This window comes from Rahnella sp. ATs2 (assembly GCF_051851855.1).
Taxonomy (GTDB): domain Bacteria; phylum Pseudomonadota; class Gammaproteobacteria; order Enterobacterales; family Enterobacteriaceae; genus Rahnella; species Rahnella variigena.
This window is the reverse complement of sequence record NZ_JBLYPL010000031.1, coordinates 1-23339: the sequence shown is the minus strand read 5'-3', so window position 1 is coordinate 23339 and position 23339 is coordinate 1. Positions and strand designations below refer to the sequence as shown.

The 23339-nt window shown below is 47.2% G+C and carries 22 protein-coding genes and 2 pseudogenes; 21 read left to right on the top strand and 3 right to left on the bottom strand.

Features of this window, described 5'->3' with window-relative positions; translation table 11 throughout:
* Positions 1 to 6 precede the first annotated feature (6 nt).
* The 18 genes from ACJY2G_RS23525 (at position 7) to ACJY2G_RS23440 (ending at position 18575) form a co-directional block, all read left to right on the top strand.
* A complete protein-coding gene (locus ACJY2G_RS23525) occupies positions 7 to 2058 on the top strand; it encodes an EscV/YscV/HrcV family type III secretion system export apparatus protein (protein WP_341798975.1) in 2052 nt (683 codons plus the stop codon).
* 12 nt (positions 2059 to 2070) lie between these two features.
* The gene (locus ACJY2G_RS23520) at positions 2071 to 2478 is read left to right on the top strand and encodes a hypothetical protein (RefSeq protein ID WP_112287162.1); all 408 of its coding nucleotides are present in this window, start codon (positions 2071 to 2073) and stop codon (positions 2476 to 2478) included.
* 17 nt (positions 2479 to 2495) lie between these two features.
* Positions 2496 to 3791 (top strand): type III secretion system ATPase SctN, encoded by a 1296-nt coding sequence (gene sctN / locus ACJY2G_RS23515; protein WP_112287161.1) that lies wholly within the window; start codon positions 2496 to 2498, stop codon positions 3789 to 3791.
* Positions 3775 to 4236: a type III secretion system protein gene (locus tag ACJY2G_RS23510; protein WP_120161699.1), complete on the top strand. Its 462-nt coding sequence runs from the start codon at positions 3775 to 3777 to the stop codon at positions 4234 to 4236. Before sctN ends, ACJY2G_RS23510 begins: the two co-directional genes overlap by 17 nt.
* Positions 4217 to 5248, top strand: a complete 1032-nt coding sequence (locus ACJY2G_RS23505; protein WP_430319301.1) for a SpaN/EivJ family type III secretion system needle length determinant — start codon at positions 4217 to 4219, stop codon at positions 5246 to 5248. Before ACJY2G_RS23510 ends, ACJY2G_RS23505 begins: the two co-directional genes overlap by 20 nt.
* The gene (locus ACJY2G_RS23500; protein ID WP_430319300.1) at positions 5245 to 6168 is read left to right on the top strand and encodes a FliM/FliN family flagellar motor switch protein; all 924 of its coding nucleotides are present in this window, start codon (positions 5245 to 5247) and stop codon (positions 6166 to 6168) included. Before ACJY2G_RS23505 ends, ACJY2G_RS23500 begins: the two co-directional genes overlap by 4 nt.
* Complete coding sequence (locus ACJY2G_RS23495; protein ID WP_112287157.1) at positions 6158 to 6829, top strand: EscR/YscR/HrcR family type III secretion system export apparatus protein; 672 nt, start codon at positions 6158 to 6160, stop codon at positions 6827 to 6829. Before ACJY2G_RS23500 ends, ACJY2G_RS23495 begins: the two co-directional genes overlap by 11 nt.
* Positions 6826 to 7080 carry a type III secretion system export apparatus subunit SctS gene (gene sctS / locus ACJY2G_RS23490; RefSeq protein ID WP_112287156.1) on the top strand — a complete coding sequence of 85 codons (255 nt, stop codon included), beginning with the start codon at positions 6826 to 6828 and terminating at the stop codon, positions 7078 to 7080. The genes ACJY2G_RS23495 and sctS overlap by 4 nt, the downstream gene beginning before the upstream one ends.
* 12 nt (positions 7081 to 7092) lie before the next feature.
* Complete coding sequence (gene sctT / locus ACJY2G_RS23485; RefSeq protein WP_279918653.1) at positions 7093 to 7857, top strand: type III secretion system export apparatus subunit SctT; 765 nt, start codon at positions 7093 to 7095, stop codon at positions 7855 to 7857.
* 12 nt (positions 7858 to 7869) lie between these two features.
* Positions 7870 to 8982 carry an EscU/YscU/HrcU family type III secretion system export apparatus switch protein gene (locus tag ACJY2G_RS23480; protein WP_120161702.1) on the top strand — a complete coding sequence of 371 codons (1113 nt, stop codon included), beginning with the start codon at positions 7870 to 7872 and terminating at the stop codon, positions 8980 to 8982.
* Between the two features lie 132 nt (positions 8983 to 9114).
* Positions 9115 to 9666 (top strand): type III secretion system translocator chaperone SicA, encoded by a 552-nt coding sequence (gene sicA, locus ACJY2G_RS23475; protein WP_430319299.1) that lies wholly within the window; start codon positions 9115 to 9117, stop codon positions 9664 to 9666.
* 2 nt (positions 9667 to 9668) lie between these two features.
* On the top strand, positions 9669 to 11720 hold the full coding sequence (sctE, locus tag ACJY2G_RS23470; protein WP_439292269.1) for a type III secretion system translocon subunit SctE: 2052 nt from the start codon (positions 9669 to 9671) through the stop codon (positions 11718 to 11720).
* Positions 11721 to 11770: 50 nt separating this feature from the next.
* The gene (locus ACJY2G_RS23465; RefSeq protein WP_430319298.1) at positions 11771 to 13015 is read left to right on the top strand and encodes a type III secretion system protein; all 1245 of its coding nucleotides are present in this window, start codon (positions 11771 to 11773) and stop codon (positions 13013 to 13015) included.
* Between the two features lie 63 nt (positions 13016 to 13078).
* Positions 13079 to 14185, top strand: a complete 1107-nt coding sequence (locus ACJY2G_RS23460; RefSeq protein ID WP_120161706.1) for an IpaD/SipD/SspD family type III secretion system needle tip protein — start codon at positions 13079 to 13081, stop codon at positions 14183 to 14185.
* A 509-nt stretch (positions 14186 to 14694) separates the two neighbouring features.
* Positions 14695 to 16776, top strand: a complete 2082-nt coding sequence (locus tag ACJY2G_RS23455) for a hypothetical protein (protein WP_430319296.1) — start codon at positions 14695 to 14697, stop codon at positions 16774 to 16776.
* A gap of 10 nt (positions 16777 to 16786) precedes the next feature.
* A complete protein-coding gene (locus tag ACJY2G_RS23450) occupies positions 16787 to 17035 on the top strand; it encodes an acyl carrier protein (protein WP_120161708.1) in 249 nt (82 codons plus the stop codon).
* Between the two features lie 65 nt (positions 17036 to 17100).
* Complete coding sequence (locus ACJY2G_RS23445) at positions 17101 to 18000, top strand: hypothetical protein (protein ID WP_430319295.1); 900 nt, start codon at positions 17101 to 17103, stop codon at positions 17998 to 18000.
* Between the two features lie 80 nt (positions 18001 to 18080).
* Entirely contained in the window at positions 18081 to 18575 is a 495-nt protein-coding gene (locus ACJY2G_RS23440; protein WP_112287145.1) for a LuxR C-terminal-related transcriptional regulator, read from the top strand.
* Between the two features lie 545 nt (positions 18576 to 19120).
* On the opposite strand, the pseudogene ACJY2G_RS23435 reads toward ACJY2G_RS23440, so the two are convergent.
* Positions 19121 to 19243 (bottom strand): annotated as a pseudogene (locus ACJY2G_RS23435) (IS6 family transposase); the annotation flags it as partial.
* On the opposite strand from ACJY2G_RS23435, the gene ACJY2G_RS23430 reads away from it, so the two are divergent.
* Positions 19231 to 19431 (top strand): recombinase family protein, encoded by a 201-nt coding sequence (locus ACJY2G_RS23430; protein WP_341868557.1) that lies wholly within the window; start codon positions 19231 to 19233, stop codon positions 19429 to 19431. The pseudogene ACJY2G_RS23435 and the gene ACJY2G_RS23430 overlap by 13 nt on opposite strands.
* Positions 19432 to 19437: 6 nt before the next feature.
* Positions 19438 to 19557: a helix-turn-helix domain-containing protein gene (locus ACJY2G_RS23425; protein ID WP_430319294.1), complete on the top strand. Its 120-nt coding sequence runs from the start codon at positions 19438 to 19440 to the stop codon at positions 19555 to 19557.
* Between the two features lie 65 nt (positions 19558 to 19622).
* Here ACJY2G_RS23425 and ACJY2G_RS23420 read toward each other — a convergent pair whose 3' ends face one another.
* On the bottom strand, positions 19623 to 20501 hold the full coding sequence (locus tag ACJY2G_RS23420) for a hypothetical protein (protein WP_439292268.1): 879 nt from the start codon (positions 20499 to 20501) through the stop codon (positions 19623 to 19625).
* Positions 20502 to 21095: 594 nt separating this feature from the next.
* Positions 21096 to 22275, bottom strand: a pseudogene (locus ACJY2G_RS23415) (tyrosine-type recombinase/integrase).
* Positions 22276 to 22716: 441 nt separating this feature from the next.
* Between ACJY2G_RS23415 and ACJY2G_RS23410 the strand changes: the two are divergent.
* A partial coding sequence (locus ACJY2G_RS23410; RefSeq protein ID WP_439292267.1) for a DUF6387 family protein occupies positions 22717 to 23339 on the top strand: 623 nt, incomplete at its 3' end.

Genomic DNA, 23339 nt, shown 5'->3' with positions numbered 1-23339 from the left:
CTACTCATGCTTAGAAGATTTATTCTCGAAATTCGTAACAGGCCAGAGCTTATTATCTTAACGATAATGATTATGGTCGTGGTGATGTTGATTATCCCGTTGCCGACATACCTGGTTGATTTCCTTATTGGACTTAACCTGACGATGGCACTGCTAATTTTTTTGGGTTCTTTTTATATTACAAGGATTTTGGATTTTTCGACTTTTCCATCAATTCTGCTAATTAGTACGATATTCCGTTTGGCAATCTCTATCAGTACCAGTCGACTGGTGCTGGCGGATGCCGACGCCGGGGAAATTATTGCCAGCTTCGGGGAGTTCGTCATTGCGGATAACCTGGTGGTGGGCTTTGTTATCTTCTTCATCGTTACTATCGTGCAGTTTATCGTCATCACCAAAGGGTCGGAGCGCATCGCGGAAGTGGCTGCACGATTCTCTTTAGATGCCATGCCGGGCAAACAGATGAGCATTGATGCTGACCTCAAGGCAGGGGTTATCGATGAAAAAGAAGTCAAGCGTCGCCGCAGCGATCTTGAAGCTGAAAGCCAGTTATACGGCGCGCTTGATGGTGCGATGAAGTTTATTAAGGGCGACGCCATTGCGGGGATCATTATTATCTTCGTGAACTTACTGGGCGGGATAGCGGTGGGCACATTACAGCACGGCATGGATTTATCTCATGCGATGTCTGTATTTACTCTATTGACCATCGGCGATGCTCTGGTTGCACAAATTCCGGCGCTGTTAATCTCCATAAGCGGTGGGCTGATCGTCACCCGCGTCAATAACAGTGAGAACACGAACCTCGGCGCAAAAATCTTGCAGGATATGTTTCATAATAAATTCATCCTACTTGTTACGGCCGTATTGGCTATTGCTCTGGGGCTATTGCCGGGCTTTCCGTTGCCGGTCTTCGTTCTGCTGGCAGCTTTACTATTAGGCATTTTCATCAAGGATAAGCTTGATGCTAAAAAAGGTAAAAAGCCGACAGTTAATTCTGTAGAAGAAGATGAAGAACCGGTACTGAAAAGCAAACCGGTGATGATCGACGGGGAGTACATCCCAGAAACGATTCCGCTCATCATTACCGCCTGGAAAGGCTACGAGAACTATTTCCAGGAGCATAATTTGTGCTCGTTGCTCAAACGTAACTTCTTTATTGAGTACGGCGTTCGTCTGCCGGAAGTTGTGATGAACTACGACCAGCAAATGGTGCGCGGCAAGCTAACGGTTTCAATCAATGAAATTCAGGTTGCCACGTATGACATTTTACCGGGCATGTGCAAAGTGCTGATGCGTGGCGATGAGCTGCAAGTTATTGACTCTACCGTGCAGGCGGTAGAAACGGCTCAGGGTTTCGCTTATTGGATCCCTGAAGAACGGAGTGAAACCGCCTTGCAGCTTGGTTTTTATTCAAGAACGGCGATCGATGAATTCTATGCCTGCGTCTCAACTTTGCTGGTGCACAATATTTCCGAGTTCTTCGGCATTCAGGAGGCCAAAACGCTGCTTGACGATTTGGAGAAAAAATATCCTGAGCTACTCAAAGAGTGTTATCGAAATAATACCGTGCAGCGTATTACCGAAGTTTTCCAGCGGCTATTACAGGAGCGTATTTCTATTCGCAATATGCGTCTGATTCTTGAGGCCTTAGTTCAATGGGCGCCCAAGGAAAAGGACCCCATTATGCTGGTGGAGCACGTTCGCAGCGTGTTATCACGTTATATCTCTAACCGCTTTGCGGCCAACGGGCAAATTCGCACCCTGGTTATGTCGCACGATATGGAAAGCCTGGTTCGTGGTGGAATTCGCCAAACTTCTGGCGGGACATTTATCAATCTGCCGCCACCGGAAACTGAAAGTATTATCAGAAGCCTCGAGCAGTGCATTAGCAGCAATGGCGCTAACGCTCGCGATATTATTTTGATGGTGTCACTGGATATTCGTCGCTTTGTGAAAAAAATCATTGAAGGAAGCTACCCGGAAATGGAAGTGCTTTCTTATGGCGATGTTGCATCCGGCGTGGATGTTGATGTCATTGGTTCGTTAGAAAATTAATTGAGGTAATAAATGAAATACGACGTTGTTGCACTGCTTTCCACCATGCTTAAAGATGCCGGGATGGCTGATATTCTGGATAGCGATCTGAGCAACCACTCAACCATCTCTCTGAATATGAAAGATGATATTCCAACTATTCACGTCAGAAGTGAAGATGATGAAGTATGGGTGTGGGCGAAAATTGTTGAGCAGGCTCCAGCCTCTTTAAGCTATTGCAGCGCGAGCCTTTTGCCCCTGATGCTTAATCACAACGAAGAGTATTTTTACACCGGACAGCCGTGTTTATACCCCGTTGACGGCAATATTGAACTGCGTGCTCAGGTGAAAGAAAAATACCTGCAGGCGCCGGATGATTTTTTATCGATGCTGGATAACTACCTGAGTATTTTGCAGGAATACCGCGCCGTACTGGTTTAATTACTGAGGTTCACACAATGGTAGCCAAATGCCTGGTTCATCTAGCACACCCGTTACGTATTCAGGGAAATGTGATTGAAGCGCATTTGCCGGGGACGCGCATTGGTGAGATATGCGAGATTCAGAAATCATTACTTGAACCCGAAGTGCTGGGGACGGCCCAGGTGATTGGATTCAATAAGGAGCATACGTTACTGAGCTTGCTTAACGATAATCAGGGCTTTTCACGCAGCAATGTCCTGCTGCCGACCGGCAAGCCTTTTCGTATCGATGTTCATAAAAATATTGCCGGGGCAATCATTGACGCAACCGGTACTGTTCGCGGGCGCCTGGACAACGCCGTGCAGCAGAGTTTGACCGGTGCGCATAGCCTGGAGGCCTGCGGGGCGCCTAAAGATTTTACCCAGCGTAAGCCTATCGCTGAATCTCTGGCGACCGGCGTCAGGGCAATTGATGGCCTGCTGACCTGTGGCCAGGGGCAGCGTATGGGGATTTTTGCGGCGGCGGGCTGCGGCAAAACCTCTTTGATGAGCATGATCGTTGAACATTCCGAAGCGGATATCTACGTCATCGGGCTTATTGGCGAGCGTGGACGTGAAGTCACCGAGTTTGTTGAAGAGCTAAAGCGTTCGTCGCGCTGTTCACAGATCGTGCTGGTTTACGCAACGTCAGACCGTTCCTGTGTTGAGCGCTGCAACGCGGCGCAGATTGCCACGACGATAGCCGAGTTCTTTAGCGAGCAGGGTAAAAACGTACTTCTGTTTATAGACTCAATAACCCGCTATGCGCGAGCGCTGCGTGATGTGGCGCTAAGTATGGGAGAGCTGCCCGCCCGAAGAGGCTACCCGGCATCCGTATTTGAGGCCTTGCCGAAATTACTGGAGCGGCCAGGACGGTTTTTAACCGGTTCCATCACCGCCTTTTATACGGTGCTGATTGAAAATGAGGAAGAGTCGGATGTCATTGGCGATGAAGTCCGCTCGATTCTTGACGGGCATATTTATCTCAGCAAAAAGCTGGCCGCGAAAGGACACTATCCGGCGATTGATATTATGCAGAGCATTAGCCGCGTATTTTTACAGGTAACAGACCCGGAACACCGTCAGTTAGCAAAACGCTTTCGTGAATATCTGGTACGTCAAAAAGAGATGCAGCTCTATCTGGATCTCGGCGAATATCGACGCGGCGAGAATCCGGAAAACGATGCCGCTTTTGATCACAAAAACCAGATGGAAGCTTTTCTCCAACAAAGCATGGACGAAAAAACCGACATGCAGGCCTGTCTGGAAAGTTTATATGGAAGCGTGGCGTAAAGGGCGCGAGTTTGTCTCCCTGCTGGAGCGCAAACAACAGATTCTGCAGGGCGATATCGTAAAAACGGAAAACCGATTAGCAAAAATAAGGCAGACAATTGCTGAGCATCAGCAGGAGTGCGCGGATATCAACCAGCAGATAAAAATGTTAACCCCTTCCGGCTTACACAGCCGTGCGGATATTTATAAGGGAATAAGACAGCAGGGGGCTTTATTAACTCACCAGCAGTTGGTTCTTCATAAAATAAATCAGCTGGAAAATGAAAAATATAATCTGGAGCACAATCTTGAGCAGCATCGCGCCGCAATGAGCCTGCTGGATAAAAAGCACTACAAACTTTCTTATTATTTGCAGCCGCTGCGCCGCGATTATATACGCCGCTGCGACAATGATGCAGAAAACGAAATTCAGGAGATTGCGGGTTATGGTAGAAAAAGTTTCTGAAGTCAGTATGAGCGTTGCGATGAAGGGCGATTCAACGCCGGATGACAACGCGCTGCTAAAACATATTGCGAAAAAGAAAAAGCAGGATGAGGGCGGCGAGAATATTTCGCTGGCCGCCATGCTACCGCCGGGTGCGCTGGTTAGGTTAACGACCTCCTTAGCGCAGGGGGGAGGCCTGCAGAAAACCGAAAAGCAGGCGGCAAAAGAAGTCGCTGCCGCCTCCTTGGGCCTTGCCGCCGAAGCACGCCAGACGAAGAAGGGCGATGGCCTGCGTCGGCAGGTGGCGTTGGTCGTTGCTGGCCAGATGGCTACGCCGAACGCAGGCAAAAACTCCGTCGTCGTCCAAAAAGGCGAGGTCACCAGCCCGTTAAGCACCAGGGCTGTGGCGAGCGCATCCAGAACCGAGGGGCAATCCACCACGTCTGTCGCCGTAAACGTTGCAACAAATACGCTCGTAGACGCGGCTACAAAACTTCATCAATCCACCACGGCTCAGCACCCTCAGGCTGCCGCCGTAGTAAACCCTGGCATCGTCACTACATCGGCCCCGGAGGCGGGCCGCCAGGAAAAGCCGTTTCGAATAAAGGAAGATTCTGGCGAAGCAAGACCGCTTTGGCAGGGGGCAAAGCAGCCGGAGAACGTGGTGCCAAAGCAGGGCGAAACAGCGGCACAAAGCAGAAATAGCCCCGCAACGCTCCAGCAGCTGAAGACTCAGGCCGGTTTGGAAAGCGGGGTGAAAGGCGGAAACGAAGGCCAGACGCTCGAAGTGAACTATCAGTTTCAACGCTGGTCCGGCGACCATTCGGTCAGAATTTCGGTGCCAACCGAAGCACGCCGGGAAGGGAATGTCACTTTGCTTCCCTCCGATGCTCGTGCAGCGGATGTGCTGCTTCGCAATATGGGCCATTTGACAGGTCTCAGCCTCGATCTTCTGCGCCCACAGCAGGAGCGAGATGAACAGCAACAGCAGCGGCGGCAGCGGCAGCAACAGCAGGATGAGGATCAGGAATGAGTTTGAGAGGTCATTTACGCAAGCTTGACGGCCGCCAACTGACGCTTGAGCTGCTGCGTAACCATCACCCCGGTAGTGAGATCGCTGAGTTTAGCGGGCAGGAGCGCTACTTGCAGGTGCGGCTTGAGGATAAGCAGGGTAGCCGGTCGCAGGCCTGGCTTAACGTTGACGCCTGGCTCGGATACATGGATGTCCACCTGCCCGATATCCCCTGGTCGGAGGTTCCCCTCAACTATCTGGCGCGCTGGTTAAACCATCTCGAACTGAGCTTTTTGGTCGAGGAGCAGGTGTGGGATGCGGTACAGATTGCGCTACCCGCAGGCGCCCTGCCGGAAAAGGCGCTTGCGATCCCCGCAGAGCCTTGCCAGCTGCTATGCCTTGACTGGCCACAGAGCGGGGAGCGCGCATTGCATGTACCGGCCATCTCCGCCAATCAGGTGCCTTTCCAGCTGAACTACGTGCTGGGATACAGCCAGCTCTCCCTTGCCCAAGTAGCAGACGTGGCTGCCGGGGATTTGCTGCTGATAAAACAGAACTTGCCCCATCTGGCGGTAGGCGATCGCCGACTTTTTAAACTGAGTTATTACCCTAATCAGGAGGTTATTGTGGAAGAACAGTTAGAAGAGCATTACCAGGAATACTATGAAGATGAGGTTTTGCACGACTGGACCAGTCTGCCCGTCAATATTAAATTTGTGCTGGATGGCCGGACGGTGACACTGGCGGAATTAGATGCAATAACGCCGGGCACGTCATTGGCGCTGACCCCAGAAGCAGAACAAAATATTAAAATCTACCTCAACAAAAAGCTATTTGCCCGCGGTGAGTTGGTGGCTCTGGAGAACGGATCTCTGGCGGTTGAGGTTAATCACGTGAACCCCACCCAGCCAGGTAACATGGTACAGCCTGATGTTGAGTAATGATATTTCTTTAATTGCGATATTGTCGTTTTTCACCTTATTGCCTTTTATTATTGCCGGGGGGACCTGCTTTATTAAGTTCTCCATTGTGCTGGTGATGGTGCGCAATGCCCTCGGGATCCAACAGGTACCTTCGACCTTAACCTTAAATGGCGTAGCGCTTATTTTAAGCGCTTTTGTCATGATGCCCGTGTGTCAGAAAATTTCCGGCTATATTGAAGAAAACCATATCGACTTCAATGACAGCAGCTCCGTAACTCAACTTATGGATCAGGGGTTGGGAAGTTACCGGGCTTATCTGGTGAATTATTCCGATCATGACTTAATCCGCTTTTTTAATAAAGTACAGCAGCAAAGAACCGGTGAGCCGGAGCCTGAGGTGGAAGACCATGAATTAACGGGCCTGCCGCTCATGACCCTGATGCCAGCCTATGCGCTAAGCGAAATACAGAGCGCATTTAAAATTGCGTTTTATCTTTACGTCCCGTTTGTAGTCATCGATATGGTGGTTTCAAGTATCCTACTGGCGTTGGGGATGATGATGATGAGCCCAGTGACCATTTCGATTCCTATTAAGCTCATTCTGTTCGTGTCAATGAACGGTTGGAGTTTGTTAACCAAAGGACTGATCGCCCAGTACGCCGATCTGATGACATCATGAGTAATGTATTATTTATTGGTAACTCCGCGCTGCTCGTTGTGCTGAAGCTAACGGCGGTACCTATCGCCTTTGCTACCATCGTTGGCATTATCGTTGGCCTGTTTCAGACCATCATGCAAATTCAGGAACAAACGCTGCCCTTTGGGCTGAAAATGCTGGCGGTATTTGCCAGCATTTTTATGCTGATGGAGTGGTTTTCAGCCGAAATGACGAATTTCGCCACTCAGGCTTTTTATATGGCTTTTCGTTAAAACGGAAAATATATGCTGTTTGTGGCGTTCTATCTTAATTTTCAGCACAGCGTGCTGACTTTTGTCATCGTTTACGCGCGGCTGGCGATCGTCTTTTATATGCTGCCGGTACTGGGCGAACGGGTTCTATCAAATCTGATTATTAAAAACACGATTATCTCGCTGACGATCATCGGTCTTTGGCCCTGCTTTGAAACGGTATTAAGTCCAGAGCAGGGGTGGCTAATTATTATAATTAAAGAATGTATTATCGGGTTAATTTTAGCGTTTACGCTGTGTATGCCTTTCTGGGTAGTCATCGGCCTCGGTGAAATTCTTGATAACCAACGCGGCGCGACAATCAGTGACAGTATCGACCCGGTTAACGGGGTGCAAAGCTCGATATTATCGGGTTTTTTAAACTTTGCCTTCGGTGCTATTTTTTTTGCCAGCGGAGGCATGCGGCTACTTATGGAAGTGATGGTGCAAAGCTATCAAATGTTTCCACGAGGGAGTTCCTTAGAAGGTGTTCACTGGGAACAGGCCGGACACCTGCTGGTGGTATTAGTGCAAAACAGCATTCTCCTTGCTGCGCCGGTGATGTTAGTGATGATGATCGCCGAAATGTTGCTCGGCGTGTTCGCACGTTATTGCCCGCAGCTCAACCCTTTTTCACTGTCTTTAACCATCAAGAGTTTTATCGCCTTTGCAGTTTTCCTTTTCTACGGCTTTCACTCGCTGTCTGAGAAACCGCTACACATGTTCTCGCTTTCAGGTTTTCAGCAATTTCTTCCCTGAGGAAATATTTCTATGGCAGAAAAAACAGAACAGCCTACCAGTAAAAAGCGCAAGGACTCGTCTAAAAAGGGCCAGACGTTTAAAAGTAAGGATCTTATTACCACGGTGATACTGCTGACCGGGATCTTTTACCTGGCCTATGGCATGAGTTTCAGTGACTTCACCCATTTTTACTCCATGACCCTGCTGTACAGCACTCAGATTGGGATAAATGATTTCCTCATGGGCTTAATGCGTATTTTCTTTCTGCTTAGCCTGCCATTTATTGCGCTTTGTGCGCTGGTGGGTATGGCCGCAACCTTGCTGCAGACTGGGTTTTCTATCGCAACCGAAGCCATCAAGCTAAATTTCAAAGCGCTAAACCCGGTGGAAGGGGTAAAAAAGATCTTCAGCATGCGCACGGTAAAAGAGCTGGTGAAATCAGTTTGCTATCTCATTGTATTTGCGGCGACCTGCTACTGCCTGATTCACAACGACCTTCGCCAGGCATTAACGCTTTATCGGACCGATATAGCCGGGCTTATTGCTTGTTGGGTTTCGCTGACGCTGAAGGCCGTGCTGGTGTTTATTGGCTGGTCGGTTTTTGTGCTGATTGCAGATTTTATCGTTGAATATTTTCTCCATTTCAAAGATCTCAAAATGGATAAACATGAGGTCAAACAGGAGCGTAAAGAGAGCGACGGCAATCCACAGATTAAAAGTGCCAGACGGCGAGCGCACCAGGAGATACTTTCCGGGGAGGAAATGGCGGCGGTCAGAAATTCTGAGGTGGTGATGGCGAACCCAACGCATATCGCGATGGCGATCTATTTTAACCCGGAAGTGGCATCGCTGCCCTTTATTGCTCTGCGTTGCACCAACATGAAAGCCAAAGCGGCGATTGCCTATGCGGAAAAAATCGGCGTGCCGGTAGTACGCAATATTCCGCTTACCCGCAGGCTGTATCGCACCTATAGCCAGTACAGCTTCATTTCGCTAAATGATGATGTGCTGATTGACGTTATGGACATTCTTATCTGGCTGCGTCAGGTCGAAGCCGCGGGCATGACCCAAATGGCGGCGGCCGACGAGGAGGCCGAATCTACATTGCCGGAAAGTCAGCAACCGCCAACGGGCCATTCGTAGCGGACACCTGTGCGGTTTTTTTGTATTAACTACCGGGGCGCAACAGTATGATGATTATATCTTCTTCACTGTTCGCCTTTGGGTTAATTGGCTGTTTTTAGATGTTAACAACTAATAAGGAAAGAGGCTGCAATGGCTAATAAAAATATGTTGGATTTACTCAACGATGAAGAAGAATTTAAAAGTGATGAGCAACTCGATGCTTATGCTGAAAGCCTGCTGGATGCCATTCAAAACGGGGCGACGCTTAAGGATGTCTATGCCGTACCTAATGACACCATGCAGGACGTTTATAAGCTGGCGTACGATTTTTATCATCATGGAAAATTGGACGATGCTGAGTCTCTGTTCCGTTTTCTGTGCATTTATGATTTCTATAACCCTGAATATGCAATGGGTCTTGCGGCGGTCTATCAGCTTAAAAAGAACTATGCCAAAGCTATCGAATTTTATGCACTTGCTTATTCCTTATCTAAAGAAGACTTCAGGCCAATGTTTTATGCCGGTCAATGTAACCTGATGCTGCGACAGAGTGTGCAGGCTCGTAAATGCTTCGATATTGTTATTAGCAGGTGTAAAGACGCGTTATTAAGTGAAAAGGCGAAAGCCTATATTTCCGCGCTTAATAAAATAAATAATGACAAGGCCGATACTCCTGAAGAGGAGAAACTTAATGAGGAATAATAATGGAGATAATCAGGCAGGTGGCGCGACCAGTCATTCTGGAGCAAGCGACCCAAGAGCCGGTAGACCAACATCAGGCGGGGATGGAAGCGGGCGATGTTGAGTTAAAAAAACAAACCGCACAGGCAAAACGCCTCGGCAATGCGGAGTTAAAAGATCATCCGCAGCTGAATTCTGTTAAGGGTGCGCTGCAAACCCTGCAGCCCGATCAGCTGCTCAAGCTGTTGAAATCGACTATCAATACCGTCAACGGGAATACCCCAAGGACGAACTTAGATAACCAGGACATTCCTCAGCTTAAGTCTCCGGCGAGCCGCGAGCCCGCCACGGCAAAAAGCGGCAGCGAAGCGAAGCTTTCTGCTTCGGCTTGGGCGACGGCATTGCTCGGGAAAGTCATGCAGCTCACGAATGAAACGTCGATGAGTAACCTGCTCGCCCAGCTGCAGGGCATCAACGCCATGATGGATGGCGCCGCGAATGCCTATTCCGAGATGGCAGCCCAGTTAGAGCTTCAGGGGACGCAATGGGCCAGCGATGCTGACGCGCTTAAGGCTGCGCAACACCAGGCGGATGCGCTTTCACAGGATGTCGGAAAGGCCCAATCTGCGCTTGATGACGCGCAAAGAAAATTAGCGGCCCTTGAGGCCGAGGCCGCAAAACAAGACCCGGTTTCTGAAGAACTGCAGGGCAAGGTTGATGCTGCTAAAACGGCGGTGAACGCTGCGCAGGCTAACCTCACCCAGGCCACAACCGCCTATAACAACTTTGCTAATAAGACGTTGAATCCTGCAATAGCTGCGGAGAAAAGCTCCCGATCGGCATTAGATGCGACGCAGGCTAAGTCGCAGAAGATGGTTGAGTCGTTCAACCCGCAGCAGCAAAGCACCATTGAACAGCGGCGTAAGGAGGCTGACGCAGAGTCTAAAACCCTGACATTCCTCATGGCCCTGATGGCGCAGCTGATTAACAAAAGTTCCAGTGACGATCTTCAGGCGTCGGCGGAGCTGAAGCAGAAATTGGCGGAAGCAGCGGCCAAGGACGCGGAGAAAAAGGCCAAGGAATACGAAGAGGAAGTGCGTAAAGCTGAAGAAATGCAGAAGACGATGGGCTGCATTGGCAAGATTTTGGGCTGGATTGTTACGGCCGTCAGCTTTGCCGCTGCGGCATTCACCGGTGGCGCTTCTTTGGCACTGGCGGCCGTTGGGCTAGCGCTGGCGATTGGTGACGAGATAAGCCAGGCCGTGACCGGCCGTTCGTTTATGGCCGACGCGATGCAGCCGCTGATGGATGCGATCGTGAAACCGCTGATGGAGATGATGGGCAAAATATTCTCAGCCATTCTTCAATCCTTCGGCGTCGATAAAGACACGGCAGATATGGTGGGACAAATCCTGGGCGCGATCGCGGCGGCGGCGGTACTTGTCGCCGGTGTAATGGTGGCGGGTAGCGTGATGAGCAAAGTTTTTGGCACGGTGATGAAAAAGATTGGTGTCGACGTGGCAGAAGAAGCCAGCAAGACCATGGCCAAAAATGTTGCTGTTGAAGTGGAAAAAGAGGTCGTTAAAGACGTCACCAAAAACGTGGTGCGCACCGCGGTGAAGGAAGTTGCGGAAGAGGTAGCGCAAGAAGTGGCTGAAAAAGCCACAAAATCTACCATGCAAAAATTGATGGACAGTGCCATCGGCCAGGTTATTAAGCGGCTAAGCAAAGGTTTTGGCCGTTCATTGGGTGCAGACGAGCTGCAAATGGCCAAGGTTTCTAATTACAGCCAGAAGGCTGTGGTGGGTCTGAGCGTGGTCAATACCTCAAGCCAGGCGGCTGTCGGGATTGTTGCGGCCAGTATGCTGCTGGAAGCGTCGAAGATCAGAGCTGAAATGATGAAGGACGCAGCGCTTCAGGATTTGCTTAACGAAATGATGAATCGCGCCATCGATAGCTTTACCCATCGAATGGAATCGGTCAGTGAGATTGTGCGCAATATCTCAACGGTTGCGGAAAACCAGGCGCAGGCCGGTAAATATATTACTAAACAGATGAGTGCAGTTGCCGGATAAACGGCGGGACTATTTTTTACCCGCAATAATATAAAGGAGTTTTATCAATTATGTCCGATCCAATTATTGGTGCTGGTGCGTCAGAACGTTATTTACGAGTGCAGGACGTTAAGACCGAAACAAAAAGTGTTGTTATTCAGGAAGAGAAAAGAAATGTCCAGGACATGTCCGATCTCGCAAAAAAAGAGGGCATGCTGTCGTTGATGATGGAAAAGCAGAGTCTGCGTACCGATATGACTCAGGCATCATCTGCGGCACAGAAACGCAAAGGGGGAGATATTGAAACTGATACCCCGGCTAAAACTGTGAAATTATCCGTCGCAGGGGAAGGGGATGCAAATAAAGCAGAGCGCCTGGCAGCCTCCGTGCCTGGCGTATTAACTTCACAGATCAATATTACGCAGCCAAATAATAAATCGGCAGATATCGGGAAAAGTGACAGTCAGTCATCCGTGAGCAACGCTTCGTCTTCCGCTGGTCAAGCTCGTTCGCAGCCCGCTGTTGAAGGCGGCACTGATATCACCGCCGCAGATGCCGCGGGCCCACGGTTCATCAACGTTGTGGGTTCCATGAAGCAGCTCGAGGTGAGCAATACCATCACCACCGTAATGTTAAATGCTGAACGAGATGCCAACAAAGCGGCGGCGGCGGCAACAAACCGCAGCGTAGATGCGGCGGCTCGCGCAGGTAATAAAACCATTGAGGCTGCTCGACAGAATCTCAACGGGGCGATCACCTCCGGCGCGCTGGGTATTGCAGGACAGGGAGCAACGACCGCGACCCAGATGAAGGCGCTAAATAAAGAAGGCACTTCCATCACCAAGAATCTGAAACCGGCCCGCAACCTTGAGCTTGGCGTTCGCGAGCATCAGACCGCGATTAAGAGTGGCAAGGACACCATGGTTCATCAGAACAAAAAGCTGTCCGGCGATGTTGAGGCCACCATGACACATCCGCAGGCTGCTGATATGCACGCCAGCGCGCTTAAGCGCGATACCCACAATTCGGTACAGCTCGCGACGCAGAAAAGCCGTGTTACCGCTGAGTACGCCAACCAGGGTATTCGTTCCGGGCAGGGGGCTGTTGAAGGGGCATTTGGCGTATCAGCCGCTGAGAAGCAGAAAGAGGCAGAGCTGGCTCGCGCCGACCGCGATGTTAACAGCGAACTGGCCAATACCCAAAGTCAAACGGCCAAGAAGGCCGCTGAGACCAATGCGGCCATCAGAAGTATGACCGACACCATACTCAACGCTAATAACAGCGCGGTATCTTCCATCGCGGAACGTACACGCTAAATCTGAAGAATAAGCAACGTATGCAGGGATACCCGGCATACGTTGCTCAAAAGGAATATCGCCATGCTTAACGTAAATAATGCTGTACCCAACCCCGTTAGTTATTATTCCTCTGATACCAACGCTACCCAGGCTGCGCCGATGGCTGAAACCCACGCAGGTTCAACTTCGGAACTGACTACGAAACTAATAAAAGAGCTTATTGCTCAGTTGGATACCCCTAATAAGGCGGATAAGTTTGATGAAATTAGGGCACTACTTGGTCAGTATGGTTTGGATACCAGCGGCGAAGATTTTAATAACAGCAAACTGCTTGCCGCATTAGAGTGTCTCAAAACGGCCAATGACGGCGCGCAACCGTCGGATGACGTTGCTGAGATGGTCGCCAATCAGGAACAGCGTGTAAAGAGTAGCGCTCAGGCGTTATCGGATATCCAACGCGAGATCGTAACAAATCGTACTAAGGCGAACTATTCGTTAAGCCAGTTTTCGGCTGAGAAACAAAGAGCGGCGCAGGAACCTGCACCGGAGCCAAAGAGCGGTGATGACGAAATTTCCACCCACACCAGCTATGCCGAGCTGTGGGCCAGAATGGCCCTCGCCATTAAAGAAATCAAAGGCGATTACGTAGATTTCTATGCCGATTTGATGCAGAAGTATACGGAAATGTACGAAGCTTATAATACGCACGTGCAGGGAGCGGCATCCAAAGCCGTTTCCACAGGTGATGACGGTAATAATGTTAAGTTCGATACATCCGTCATGAAAAAAGGGTATGACGACTTCAGGAATGAAGTTAACGGTATCGACCTGGGCAGTGTAAAAAACTGGGATAAAATGACGCCGGAAGAGCGTAAAAGTATGGAAACCACGCTTGCGCCTGCCTTTAAAGTAAACGATAGCGGTAAAATCGAATTCAACCTCGATCAGTACAGCGCTGCACCTAATTATCCATCAGGTATTAGCGGTGGCAAAGTTTCTACGGCCAGCTACCAGGCGTGGCTTGCCTCCTTTAATGCAGGCGGCAGCGCCCTGCAAAGTAATATGCAGGCTTTTGCCCAACGTTATAGCCAGGCAAACAGCACCTTCGATAATTTAAATAAAGTATTGAGTGGTGCGATCGCGTCCCTTGCGGAAAGTGCAAAAGACGTTCTTAAAGCCTTAGGTTAAAAATTTGCTGGGTGGGTTATATGAACAGCATCTAAAGGTTCGCATCGCAAGAAAGTTTAAGACAAGATATTTATCTGACTCAGGGAGTAAATGAAACCTATGGTGCATTCGCCTGCCGCGTTTCGGGTTTGCAGGTGAAATTTGCGGAACCAGACACTTTTTTAAGACGTATGAACAGTGGGTCGTCTAACAGCTCGCAGGGGAGTTTTAAAGACCATTTTGGCTATGCTTCTGCATTAGAAGAGCATCATTCATTGCCAGGTGAAGGGGTTTGCGCCGCACAACGTTATTATTTTCATATGCGAGCCGATACCCTAAAACAAGCTACTTCGCACAATAATGACCGTGCCGATCAAGCTTTAATCGCGCAGCCTGAAATATACAGTCGCTATCGAGAAACGAGTGACAAGCCAAAAAAAACGGTCTTTCAGCGGCTGTTAAATTTCCTAACCCGGTGCTTTATGCCCTGCATCAAAGTCAAAACATAGGACAGTTGAGGAGTTATTATTATGCCTGGATCTATTAATGGTGCAGTCAGACAGGATATTCAATCTATCTATGCCAGAGGCATGGATAGCTCTGCATGCGCGACCGAGAGACCCGCTTTTATCAATCTGATTACAGAAGGTAGAAACGATCCGATAGCCCTATTTAGACAACAGCCGCATCAGACCGTTAATGCAAAACAGCTTGTTTGGCATGAGGCGCAAAAAAATCTCCCAGCCGATTTTCTTCAAAAAGAATTAAGCCCTGAAGGAAATAAGATCAGGACGCTTATCGGTGTTATCTATAAGGATGTGCAAGATAGCGGTAATTCAGAAGATCTAGCCAAGCTTGATAAAGTTTGTAAGAAACTTGCCGAAGCTAACGGCAATGAAAATAAAGAGCAGAAGGTAGCAAAAGAACTCTCAGGCCTGGTTTCAAAATACAGCGCGGGCGCTTTTGAGAAGGTGATCAACAAGTATATTGAACACTGTATGGAAGCCTGGGAAGATCATCACCAGGCGAAGTCAGTGGATACTCACGACAAGGCCATCTTCAAGCAATGTCTGGATGTTTGCAAATCTACCCTGAAGCATGACGTAGAAGGTCTGACACAGCCCAATCAGCCATGGGAAACGATGGCCCAGAAGCTGAACTTTTTCGTCAATGACTGTGCCGCTATTTCGAAAACGCTGACATTTTATGATGCGGAACCGTTGACCCCTGCACCACAAGGCCCGGAGATGCTGAATCCTAACCCCGAAGGTGGTGCAGATAACCAAAGAGTATTTATTCCAACCGGGCCAGGGCAGGGCGGCATTACTCTGAATATCACCAGCCAAGGGGGGAGTGTTGGCGATATTACCCATTCAGTTGGTGCGGCGAATACCTCGCCTGCGGACTCTAACTCTACGATTGTTAAGCACATTCTGGATTCAGGGCTTACCAATATTGAAAAGGTGGGTCTCATTAAAGACCTGTTTAATGCTGGCATTGGAGGCGGTAGCAACTTCCTTGGAAATCTGGCTGGCGTAAAGGGCTACAAGCAAGAGCTGGCTGTCGACACTCCGCAGCAAAACGTTGCCAGGCGGGAAATTGAAACCCAGACACCAAAGCCTGAATTAAAGAGCATCGCTACTCAAACTGAGGGGGCGACTGAAACGGAAACTGTTCACGATTCGAGCCTTGGCCCTGAGCCCAAAGTTCAGCAACAGCCAACCATTGTGGTTGAACAAAACATGCAGAAGACGGCGTTCGATGGCGAGGCGTCCAAAACGCAGAATGCGCAAAATTTGGAAGCGGACAACGTCGATGGCGTCGTACTGCGCGAGAAAAAGGAGCCGTCCGGCCGCACCTCTTTATCAAACGGTGATTTTATTTACACCACCTCGCGCAACATTGATCCTTTGAATCGCAGATCTTCAACGCCGACGCATTTTATCCCTCCTGGGCCAGAGACTAAACCTGAGCGGGCAAGCGGAAAAGTCGTGACGCTGGCGGATAAGTTTGAAGCTTTGAAGCAAAGGGCTCCTTCAGCCTTCGCTCACCTGGAAAAAAACGATGCCTTGGCTTCTGAAGGGGAAAAGGCAAAACCAACCGTGGAGCATAATGTTGAGAAGAACTTAACGGATAGCCTGATAAGGCCTGAACCTGAACCCCCACTAAATCCTCAGGTGCAGAGTGACGGTTCGGCAGCGAACAGGGCACCCGCAAATATCAAAACTGCCAATCCAGGCATGGATTCGACTGATGACGGAATGCTTCGCAAGGATGGTGAAGAGGTTAGCCGTAAATCTGCAGCTGATGGTTTCCAGCCAACGCGAATTAATGCTGCGGCCGTAAATATGCCCGGGAATAGGTCTGGCAACGACCAGGTTTACACAACGGTACGCACTGTGAATTCCTGGAACAGGGAGTCGAAGCCGGTGAGTTTCGTTCCTAAGGGTTCCCAATCTGACTCAGCTGAACTGGATGCGGTGCTTTCGAGGTTAAAGCCACGAGATCAATCTAAATTCGGAGCTCTGGAAAATAAGAGTGTTGAGCAGGACAAAGAAAAACTTCCTTTTCAGGAAAAGTTAGCTGAGTTCATACGCCGACGCGAGCAATAGGTTATTCACTATGAATGAATCAGTGATTGATAAAACGATAGCTTCGCTGGTGGCTAATCTCATTTATCAGGTAAACGGCGTTCTACCAAAAAATATTAACCTGAAGGACAGTTTAATTACTGACCTGGCAATGGACTCCGTTGAGCTTATAGACCTCCTTATGCGGCTCGAAGAGATAGGCGTAACGATACCAGAGTCCGATATCAGTAGCAGCCTGACCGTTGCGGATATTATCCAGCGCGTGCAGGAAAGTGCATAACGCAGTTCGTTCAATGTCGCCTGAACATAGGGAGGGCGACAGTAAATTAATAAGGAAACTATGTAATGATTACAATGCCGATTCCGCCTGCTGAACTGTACCAGGCGATGGCAAGCGCCAGCGCTAAAGCCGCCACGGCCGCAGGGAATGCCATGAATAGCGTCCAGCAGGGATTTCTTTCTTGCGTGACAAAAGTATACAACTCACTGGTAACGATGAAAGACGCGGTCGTTGCAGGTTTCCATCGCCTTAGTGAGAGGATGAGTCCCTCGGCTGCTGAAGCTCCTGCGTCAACATCGCCTGTGTCAACGCCGCCTGTGACTACGCTTAATCCTATCTCGGGAGCCGACACGAGGATATTCTGTCAGGAGTTAATGCGGAAAATGGAAGCTGACCCTAGCTCTATAAATGGTATGTTCCGACAGAGTCCAACGATCAAACTTAGCGAATTTAATCAACGCTTGACCGACCAGACTGCATTTCTGGATGCGGTCAAAACTAATGAAATTAATAATGTTGAAGCAAGTTTTTTGATAAAAAAATGGATGGGGGAAACGCTGGCGGAAAATAAATTTTCTCCAGAAGAGCGCAGAGCGCTGGTGGCCAATAAAGACAATAAAGCAGAGGTAAATAAAATTTTTGAAAATAAATTCAATTCATCTGATGCTAACGCACGTGAGAATAAAGATAAATTTATTTCGCTACTTTCTGCCATGCGTTCATATAAAGAAATATCTCTAGCAAACATCAATATGGAGAGCCGTCAACACGACCCTAGCGTTGTTGGGATTATGGGTATCGCACAAACATTTGATTTGGATGTAAATCTAATGCTTGCCACAACCCCAGCAGAGATAGCGATGCGTAACAAAGAAAAAGATGAGGCATTGACAGCATTTACGGCCCTGTTGGACCATTGCCCTCCGGGCGTGCCGCCAAAACCGGTCTTTATGCGCTCCTGCTAACCTCCCCGCTTTGTCAGCATACTCAAGGCCTGCTTAGCAGGCCTTTAACTAAATATTTCAGCTAGAAATCGGATGGTGTTGTGCAGATTTATTCCTACGATAATTATTTTATTCTTGGCGTACGTTCATTAATCGAAAAGCTTAATATTAGTGATACCTCCGGAATGATAGTTTTTGATGCGGGCAGCGAGTACGTCTATATTTTCCATGGTGATAAATTACGCCATGCAGATATCAATGATTCATTCAGCGCACTGGTATATTGCAGCCATGCCTTTTTAGGTAAAAATGCCACTCTCAAAGCATATGCTAGTCGCCTTCAAACGAGTCTTGAAAAGGACTTAGATGACGAGACAATGGCCATTTTGACCTGCAGAGAAGAGATGGTAATTAAGGAATTATACAAAGTCCCTAACCGTAAGCATCTTGCCCAGATGTTTAGCATCAGCGAAAAGACCGTTAGCTCGCATACGATAAGAGGGTTACATAAGCTAGGCGTGAAAAATACCAACACGCTACACTGTATTCTTCAAGCCTGGGAGACTGTATTACCGGCAATTCTTCCGGACACGTAATTGTAAAATCCGCCGCATTTATAAAAGAATCCACGCCGGTACGTGGATTCTTGCATGATGTTAAGGTTTAGTTTGATGTTTAACCGTGATTTGAGTTAAGTATTCTTAATTTTATTTAATATATCATTTTTGTGCTCATGGTTGTACTCATTACGAGTTGGCTTGTATTAGCGATGCAACGGTCGTAGGTTAGACTCGTATTCTCGCACCATCTCAAACTCTTCCTTGGTCTACCAAAATCAACTTAAAGTCTGTATATTGCGGTTTCTATCCCATATTTTGTTCTCCTGCTATTAACTGGACTCAACCGAGATCAAATCACAACTAGGAGGATTCTGCGTAAGTTCAGGGAGATGCCCTCAATGAGGCTTAATATGCGACATGTAGACGCTGCTAAACTCAGAGGAAATTCATGGTTTAGCTGTCGGGGTATAATATATTTCTTAGCCTCCTCATTGTTACGGTAAGACATCAATAGCACAAAAAAATAGTTTTCCTGGCTACTTAATCTGCCAGTGCTCAACATCCGGCGGACATTTTCCTTAGCGCTTAAGTTGAGCAAGCGGCCTCCCGTATGTTGGGGCCTTACCGGTATTAATCAGCCGAGGAATGTGCCAGTGCATCTTATTATTCAGAAGTTTTCTCATAAAGCGGTATGCGGCTTTACTGCAGGTTAAAAAGTCTTCAGGAATCCATCGACATCACTTCCAGTGCCGGCATGCAAATATTTCATCTGTTTGGTGCACTGGCGGAATTTGAACGTAACTTGACGTCGGAAAGAACTCCCGCCGGGCTTCAGGCTGCCCGGGCAAGAGAGCGTAAAGGTTGGCGGCCAAAGATGCTGAATAAGGGTTAACAGGCGTTGGCCGTTCGGTTGTATGATGAAAAAAATACTGTCTCACAGATATGTGAAGTCATGGGGTGGGCAAAATCCACCCTCTATAAATATATTGACGCTGCAAGGAATAATTTTTCTTCATGATTATGCCATCATTTGATTTTGAAGGCGCTTATGGGTGAAGATATGAGAATTTTCTTGAGTATAATTTAAAGTCCTGCTTTTGATAGTATTTTAAGATTTATCTTTCTTGTGGGGCTATCTTTCCCAAGAATATCATCCAATTTTACAATGCATGAATGATATTCATTCTTAATTTCGTTTGGAATGTATCTAAACCCACCTTTAAGATAGTCAGAGATTATGTTTTTTTTCACTTCATGATCAATAGATTCTAATGTATCATGCTTAAATACAAGTCCGAAATCTATGGGTTCCACGCTGCCTTCTGGAGTTTTCAAAAAGTTAGATGGTTTTGCATCACCCATAAAAAAAACATTTTTAAATAGGTCGTTAACTCCTATTAGTGTGTCTTTGAAATTTGGAGTCTTGCCGTTGATGAATGGCATTTCAATACATTTTTCTACTATAGTGGGTGGTTTTTTAAAACTCTGTATTTTTATATGATATTCATTGCACATATTTGCTTCATGAAAAATTTCATTTAGTGTTAAGTTTTTCGTTTTCTTTAGAATAGATTCACCATCTTTATATACAGTTCCTCTTGATCCCTTACCCAATAATTGTTTCTCCTCATCAGGGTTGTAATTTGTTTTTAATAATTCTTTAGCATTAACTTCCCACGAGTGAATTCGAGAGTTGATAAATGAATCATCTTTGAAGGATTTAATAATTTTTATTTCTTTGATTAATTTTGAAACCTTTCCATAATTCACATTAGTACTACAAGGGGTACCTCTGATTATAAATTCAGCCTCTCCATTTTTGAATTCATACTGAGTATTTGCTATGCTCACTAATTTTTCCAACGACTTACTAGATAGCGATGTATTATTTGTTTTTTTATTAATGGCGCTTTGTAAATTATCAGAGTGAATATTTATTTTTAATTTAAAAAAACTAATCATATTAAAATTACCTCAATATAGGTTTAGTGAATGGGAAGAGTGTTAGCTTCCATCCATGATAATGGTTTTTTCGTAGATTTCTTTCAAAAAAGAGGAATATGAAGTGCGGGCACAGCTGTTATCCCAATCACTCCCAGTTGATACTATAATTTTTGCAGTGACTGCGAAGCCTGCTGTCGCGGACCAGCAAAAGGGTCCAAAGATTCGGCAAATATTTTGCGTGAACAGAATAGATTTCGGCAGTACCAGTGGTGAACTAAACCTCTGTAATTAAAGGCCAGATAAGACCGGGAATCTTCATCGCAGTGAAACAAATAAGCAGGATGTTGACTGCAAAATTAATTTTTTCCATTGTTACCCCAAACCTATCCAGCACCACAACCGAAGCCAGCCATTAGTTGATTGCGGAATATTTCATCAGCAAGCTGTTCTTTGGTTTTTAAATCCATCGCTTGGACGGCGCTTACTGCTTTGGGAAGGATTCGACTGGATATTGGGCTCATTTGTTTGAGTCAGTCTATTTTTCAACTATTTTCGGCAATTTGCAAAAATTAAGGGGTGTGGCAAAGCTCAGCCCGTTATGGGCTGAGCTTTTTATGCTGTTGTAGTTACACTTTCCAGGTTTTCGATGTAGTCAGCGTACCACTGCATCATTTCCCGCCTCCCATTAATACATTGTGCATGGTTGTACGTTCCGCGAATTGAGTTCTTATCTACGTGAGCTAGTTGCATTTCGATCCACGCCGAGTTGAATCCCTGCTCATACAAAATAGTACTCATGGTGTGGCGAAAACCTTGCCCAGTCGCTCTCTTATCGTAGCCAACTCTCTTTAGAACCATATTAATGCTAGCTTCACTCATCGCTTTGTTAACATCGTTTCGTCCAGCAAAAATAAGCTGGTAGGTTCCAGTTAGTTCTTTCAATTGACGAAGGGCGCTCAAGGATTGAGTCGATAATGGGACAATGTGAGGACGTTTGATTTTCATTCTAGTTTTGGGAATTCCCAGATACGATTATCGAAGTCTATTTCACTCCATTCAGCCAGACGTAATTCTAGTGTTCTCAAACCTGTCAGCATGAGCAACCGGGTTGCGAGAAGGGTAATCAGACTTCCAGAGTAACTTGACAGCTTGTGCAAAAACTTAGGCAGCTCTGCGGCGGTAAGAAAGGGATAGTGCTGTTTCTCATGGCCTTGCAAAGCGCTACCAAGATCAGCTGCTGGGTTGTGTTCGGCACGACCTGTCACAATCGCGTGTCGAAAAACCTCACTACAACGCTGGCGTACTTTGCTTGCGAGCTCAGGCGCTCCTCGCTTTTCCATTCGTTGCAAAACAGACAAAAGCTCCAGCGGCTTTATTACATTCACCGGCTGGGAGCCTAGATAGGGGAAGACATTATTTTTAAAAGCTCGCTTGACGTAATCAGCATAATTTTTCGACCAGCCAGATACTTTAGCGTTGTACCATTCGAGAGCTAGTTGTTGGTAACCGAGAGTTTTTTGGCTAGCTGCTCAGCTTTTTTGACCTCACCGGGATCCTTATCATTCGCCAATACCTTTCTTGCCTCATCTCGTTTAGTGCGAGCTTCTGCAAGTGATATGTCGTGATAGATCCCAAATGACAACTTTTTCTCTTTTCCCGCGAATCGATATGTCATCCACCAGTACTTTGAACCGTTAGGGTTGACCTGGAGATATAACCCACCGCCATCAGCGAGTTTAAAGACTTTTTCCCTGGGTTTGACTGTATCTACCTGACTTGCATTAAGGGGCATTGGGGGCCACATTTTTCGTTGAACAGAATAAGCCTCCTATAAGGCCCCATAGACGTATTGATTTACGTTGAAATGGGTAGATGCCAGTTGACATAGAATTGTCGACATTGGAGGTTTCGTGCTGATTACAAGGGGTTTTTATTGATTTCGATAGACTTCAGATGAGGTATGTATGGTGTCCCCTGCAGAAATCGAACTAGTGGTTAACTTACTGATTTTAAAGGTTTTTATTGGAGTTAAGGTTTTTATACCATCATAGATACCAACACTCAAAAATAACCTTAAAAACTGTTGTGAGACACTGAAAAAAGCGTCTTAATTATACTCAATTTTATCAGCCGTTGTTACTGTTTCAGAGCTTGTTGATTGAGAAGCTGGTTCAAGGTGATGATGAGCTGACTTCTACATTGAGCTATAAAAACACAAATGTAAGGCCTCAGTATGGATACGGTTCAGATCTACAAAGAGCTACAGGCTTGGTTTGACTACGACAACTATGTTGATGTTGAGTCTTGCACTTTAAAAGGCTTACATAAGGAGTTACAGGTAAGAAAGAACATCCTCGACTCAATTGAGTTTTTTGGAGAAGGAGATGATTATTTTGACCAGATCCTTGCAGGTAACCCTCTAATCAGTAAAAGAATTGACCTCGACACTCATCTAGCAGAAAGCCAAACGCACATACGACAAGTCACTTTTGGTCATATTGAAAGCCTCAGAAGGTCACTTGAAATGTTCTCGCAAGAATCGTTTGTCAAAGGTAGTGATCAACTCAAGAAAGATGGCAGGGAGAAGTCACTTACTCAAAGTATGAGAGCCGTTGTTCTGGGAACAAACGAAAGCCGTGTGTATACCTTCTTTGACCTCGAAAGCTCATCGGATGACGAAATCATAGGCTCGCTTCGTGCGCTACTTCCTGTGTGGAGGAAAGAGTATGGAATCAAGGGCAGGAAGCAAGAGGCTTTTGGTCTGGGAAAGATTCTAAAGTTGGTTGACTACCGTATCCTTCCAATGATTGATCTGCTCATGTGGGCTAAGTTAAACGATGTCTCTCTTTCAAACAC